Source organism: Corynebacterium sp. HMSC071B10, from assembly GCF_001814825.1.
Taxonomy (GTDB): domain Bacteria; phylum Actinomycetota; class Actinomycetes; order Mycobacteriales; family Mycobacteriaceae; genus Corynebacterium.
This window is the reverse complement of the sequence record NZ_KV818001.1, coordinates 1-4,762: the sequence shown is the minus strand read 5'-3', so window position 1 is coordinate 4,762 and position 4,762 is coordinate 1. Positions and strand designations below refer to the sequence as shown.

Sequence of the window (4,762 nt, the reverse complement as noted above, 5' to 3'; positions counted from 1 at the left end):
GCGCGTGCAGAAGATCGGCGACGTCCCACTGGCCGAGCAAGCGGCCGTTGTCGATGACGACGAGGCGGTCGGCGAGGGTCTCCATCTCGCCGAGCAGGTGGGAGGAGACAAGGACGGCGTGGCCGCTCGCGGCGGCATCGCGCAGGAAGGCGCGCATCCACTCCATCCCCTGCGGGTCGAGGCCATTCATCGGCTCGTCGAGGACGATGTTGCGCGGTCTGCCCAGCAGGGCGGCCGCGAGCCCCAGGCGCTGCTTCATCCCGAGCGAGTAGCCGCCGATCCTGCGATGAGCTGCCTGGGTCAACGCGACGGCCTCGAGTACCTCCCAGGCGCGGCGGTCGGGTAGGCCGGCAGAAGCAGCGATGGTCGTCAGGTGCGCCAGTCCGGTCCGGCCGGGGTGGAACCAGGAGGCGTCGAGGACGGCTCCGACGACCTCGGCCGGCCTCGTCTGGGCGGTCAGCGGGAGCCCGTCGATGAGCACGGTTCCGGTGGTGGGCTTGTGGAGCCCGAGGAGGCATCGCATGGTCGTGGACTTGCCGGCTCCGTTCGGGCCTAGGAACCCGGTGATGGATCCGTCGGGGACCGTGAAGCTCAATCCTTCAACAACGGTCACCTGGCCGTAGCGCTTCGAGAGACGGTCGACCTCGATCATGCGCGCCCGCCCTGGGACCGGCTGGCCGAATCCGGATGGCCGTCCCGTCCGCCAGTCAGACGCCGGTCCAGCACCGGCGACGCCGCGGCGACGACGGCCGCGACGACGAGGGCACCGAGCGCGAGACCGGAGAGCACGTCGTGGACGTAGTGGACTCCGGCGGCCACTCGAGAGGCGGCGATCGCCAGCGCGAGAGGCAACGCGAACCAGGCGAGGCGGGGGACGACGAGGATGCAGGCGGTGGCGAAGGCAGCGGCCAGGACGGCGTGATTCGACGGCCACGACCAGTCCCCGCTCCCGGGGCAGCTGAGCACAGTGGCAGTGTCGACGACGCTGCAGGGCCGCGGCTCCTCGACCAGCAGCTTGACGGCCTCGCTCAATCCGTAGGCCGTGATCACGCCGAGTCCAGCCAGCGCCAGGAGCCAGAACCGCCGGCGCTCGCGCAGCCAGCACCAGAGAGCGAGGACGCCGGCGGTCGCCACGAGGGCAAGCAGACCGAATTCGGCCACGGATCCCACCGCCGAGGCCAGTGCCGAGCCCTCGGCGAGACCGGCGACAGCGGTGAAGAGGCGCTCACGCACCGGATACGTCGCGAGAGCGAGGGCAGCAAGAGCTGCGACGGCAATCAACAGCGCGGGCCACGGCACGGGGCGGGACGAGGATCTGCGCGACGTCGAAAGCGTGCGCGTCGAAGTTTCGTGAGTCATGAAATCCACGCTATGGACGCGGTTCGGCCTCAGAATCTGCCATGCGGGGCGACTCGTCTATGCCCACGGTCATACCGGCGAGGTGCTGCGCACGCCCGATCGAGGGAGGCGGCGAGCCCACGGTCCCCGGTAGAATGGAGCGCATGACCCTAATTGATCGTCCGTCTGCGCGCCGGAGCGTCGACGCGCTAACGGCGATCGGTTTCGGGGTGCTGGCCTCCGCGCCGGAGCCGGGCCTCTTCATGGCCCTGCTCACCGGCATCGCCGCGATCGCAATCGGGCTCTGGTCCAGGGGTCCGCGCGCGGGCCTGGGAGGACTGGCAGTGCTGGTCGTCGTGAGCATGGCCCGGGCCACGTGGCTCGACGGGCACTGGCTCTACGTCGCGGAGGAGTTGCCCCCGGCGCTCATGCGCGCTGGTGTGCCCTGGCTGATCGGTCTCGCCGTGCGCCAGTACATCGTCCTCGGGCGGAGGGCAGACCGCGAGCGAGAGCTGCGGCAGGTCCAGCGCCTGGCCGAGCTCAAGGAGCGCGCCACCGCCGACCGGCTCGCCCTCGCGCAGTCGCTGCACGACGACCTCGGCCACTCGTTGAGCCTCGTCGCGCTCAATCTCGGACGGCTCGAGATCGACCCGGCACTGCCCGAGAGCGCCCGCACCTCGCTCTTACACGCCCGCAACGACCTCGCCCACGCGGTCGAACGCCTGGGGGACTCCGTCTCCGACCTCAGATCCGGCGCTCCCGTGCTGCCAATGGGCGCAGCATCTGTCGATGCACTGCTGGCCCGGGCCCGCGCAGCCGGTGCGCGCATCACCGTGCAAGGACTGCCGGAACCCAGGCGGCTGCAGGACTTCGGAGGCGAGCAGGTCACGAGGGTCCTACAAGAAGCGATCACGAACGCAAGCAGGCACGCTCCCGGCACCCCGATCGACATCACCGCTGCCGACGTCGGTGCCGAGCTGCGTCTGAAGATCGAGAACGCCCTCGGCGAGACTCCTGCCGACGCGCACACAGCGGGCACGGGCCTGAGCACTTTGGAAAGTGAGCTCCGCGCCCACGGCGGAGAACTCGCCGCGGAGAAGACGGACAGTGCGTTCGTCCTCTCTGCGGTCCTCCCGACTCGCCGTCAGGAGCAGAGCACGCACGATGATCGCGCTGTGGAGGCGACGAGAGACGTCGATGAGAGCTCGACCGGCAGAACGAAGCTCCGCCAGCGACTGATTCTCGCCTCGACCGCGGCGATCGTCGTCGTCGGGCTCGCAGCGGTCGAGGCGCTGACGGTGGTGCAGAACCACCGCGCGCTGCTGTCGGCAGGGGCCTTCTCAAGCATCAGCGTCGGAGACGCGCGGGCGGAGACCGAGCGGATCCTGCCCGGCCACGAGCTGCCGGCCAGGCGGGGCGAGAACCGACCGGACGACTGCCACGACTACGCCGTGACCGCGAACACCTTTGACGACGCTGCCGGGGACGTGTACCGGATCTGCTTCGCGCAGGACGAGGTCTCCAGCACCGAGTACATCGCAGGAGGACAACGATGACAGCGACCGAGGCCCCGGTCAGAGTCCTGGTCGCCGACGACGACCCCCTCGTGAGGACCGGCATCGTCGGGATCCTCGACACCGATCCCGCCATCGAGGTCGTAGCCCAGGCCGCCGACGGAGCAGAGGCCCTGCGCAAGATCGACGCGCACCGTCTCGACGTCGCCCTCTTCGACATCCAGATGCCCGGGATGAGCGGACTCGACGCGCTGCAACGGCTCCGCTCCGACGGGAGCGCGCTCCCCTGCCTGTTCGTCACCACGTTCGGGGAGGACGACTACATCGCCGAGGCCATCCGGCTCGACGCAGACGGGTTTGTCCTCAAGTCCGGCGATCCGCGCCAGCTGATCGCCGGTGTGCACGCCGTCGCCGGTCGCGGAGCGTTCTTCTCGCCCTCGGTCGCCCGGCGTCTGCTCGACTCCGGCGTCTCGACGACGTACACCCAGTACGCGAGCGCCGTCGAACGCTTCGAACGCCTCACGGCTCGCGAGCGAGAGATTCTGATCCGGCTCAGCCAAGGAGAGACGAACGCTGAGATCGCGAAAGCGCTGCACCTCGCTCCCGGCACCGTCAAGGTGCACGTTTCCGCGATCCTGCGGAAGACTGAAGCGCGCAACCGCGTAGAAGCAGCCCTCATCGCCCTTCGCGCCGGACGAGCCTAGATCTTCTCGGGACGACGACGATCAGGCTTCGTCGTGCCGGAGCTTCGGAACGTCCGCGACGAGACCTTCGATGGTGTCTTCGGGGCGGAGACAAGCGCCGCGCAGAGGAGGTCGAAATCTGCCACGGCACCATTGTTCCCGAGTCGCGTCCGACCCTGCTCGCGCGGAGAAGGTCCCGGAGTAGATCTGGGGGCGTTCTTGTGGTCATTCTCAGAAGACGAAGTCGGCGGCTGTCTCGCCGACCTCGGCGCACATCGAAGCGACGTTGCTCGCCTCGATGTCGGTCCTGGACGTCGCAACGTCCGCGAAGTTCTTCAAAGTGTCCTCGGTGATCTCGACGCGTATCGATTCCGCCGCGACGTTCTCCAACGGCGACTTGCCGATCCACGTCGCCTCGAACGCTGCTCCATCGCCGCCGTCGACCCGCTCGAGGGTGGCGACGCCCTCGGACTTCGTCTGGCCGGCGCAGTTGACGATCCCGTAGGTGACCTCGCCCGCCTCCTCGTCGAGCACCCAGCGCTCAAGCGCGGGCGAGAAGTTCTGGATCGCGCGGAGATACTGGACATGCCCGTCCTCGACGCCCAGGTCCGCGGTTGCGCCCGACTTCTCGCCCTGGCCGCCTTCCTCGGTGCTCTCGTCGCCGGTCTCCTCGGCCGGGGTCTCCGGCTCGGTAGGCTCGGTAGCCGGTGCCGAGGGGACTGGATCCTGCGCTTCGGCATGGAACGCGGCGCGGTCCTCGTCGTCGCCGGGGTAGCTGCACCCGCTGAGCGCGAGAGCAGCGGCGGCCAGCAGTGCTGCGCCGATGGTCGTGATCGCCGCCTTCGTCATCAGACGTCACCCCTCTCGGCATCGGGCGTACCAGTGGTCGTCTTCACCTGGAGGCCCGACTTCGTCTTCATCTTCGAGACCAGGTTCGTGAACAGCTGCGGCGCGACGATGAAGGACGCGATGAGCGCCGAGGCGGCTCCGGCGATCCAGACGTTGCTGAAGATGCCGAGCGCCACCGAGAGTCCCCAGCGGAAGATCATGTAGCCGACGGTGAAGCCGAGCGCCAGCAGCGCCATCCGCCAGATGGGCGAGCGGCCCTGGAACTCCTGGAACTCGCGCCAGGCGGTCTTGAGCAGGCCGCGCGTCTCGCCGAAGTCCTTCCGGTTCTTCTCCGGGACGACGATCAGCCCCGCCTTGAGCATCATCGAGATGAGCTGC

At 68.8% G+C, this 4,762-nt stretch carries 7 protein-coding genes; 2 read left to right on the top strand and 5 right to left on the bottom strand.

Translation table 11 applies throughout. The annotated features are described in order from the left end of the window. Positions 1 to 652, bottom strand: a 652-nt coding sequence (locus HMPREF2990_RS04435; RefSeq protein ID WP_070762888.1) for an ABC transporter ATP-binding protein, incomplete at its 3' end; no start/stop codon positions are given. Next, positions 649 to 1,359, bottom strand: coding sequence for a phosphatase PAP2 family protein (locus HMPREF2990_RS04430; protein WP_080972059.1), 711 nt, complete (start codon positions 1,357 to 1,359; stop codon positions 649 to 651). The genes HMPREF2990_RS04430 and HMPREF2990_RS04435, both read right to left, overlap by 4 nt. Before the next feature lie 143 nt (positions 1,360 to 1,502). On the opposite strand from HMPREF2990_RS04430, the gene HMPREF2990_RS04425 reads away from it, so the two are divergent. Both HMPREF2990_RS04425 and HMPREF2990_RS04420 read left to right on the top strand, forming a co-directional pair. Beyond that, positions 1,503 to 2,894 (top strand): sensor histidine kinase, encoded by a 1,392-nt coding sequence (locus HMPREF2990_RS04425; protein ID WP_049063040.1) that lies wholly within the window; start codon positions 1,503 to 1,505, stop codon positions 2,892 to 2,894. Continuing rightward, entirely contained in the window at positions 2,891 to 3,556 is a 666-nt protein-coding gene (locus HMPREF2990_RS04420; protein ID WP_011867674.1) for a response regulator, read from the top strand. The genes HMPREF2990_RS04425 and HMPREF2990_RS04420 overlap by 4 nt, the downstream gene beginning before the upstream one ends. Here HMPREF2990_RS04420 and HMPREF2990_RS13275 read toward each other — a convergent pair. From HMPREF2990_RS13275 to HMPREF2990_RS12915, 3 genes are all read right to left on the bottom strand, one after another. Beyond that, on the bottom strand, positions 3,553 to 3,681 hold the full coding sequence (locus HMPREF2990_RS13275; protein WP_255357142.1) for a hypothetical protein: 129 nt from the start codon (positions 3,679 to 3,681) through the stop codon (positions 3,553 to 3,555). The genes HMPREF2990_RS04420 and HMPREF2990_RS13275 overlap by 4 nt on opposite strands. Positions 3,682 to 3,766: 85 nt before the next feature. Next, positions 3,767 to 4,384, bottom strand: a complete 618-nt coding sequence (locus tag HMPREF2990_RS04415; RefSeq protein ID WP_066513015.1) for a hypothetical protein — start codon at positions 4,382 to 4,384, stop codon at positions 3,767 to 3,769. After that, positions 4,384 to 4,762, bottom strand: a 379-nt coding sequence (locus HMPREF2990_RS12915; protein ID WP_168167123.1) for a hypothetical protein, incomplete at its 5' end; no start/stop codon positions are given. The genes HMPREF2990_RS04415 and HMPREF2990_RS12915, both read right to left, overlap by 1 nt.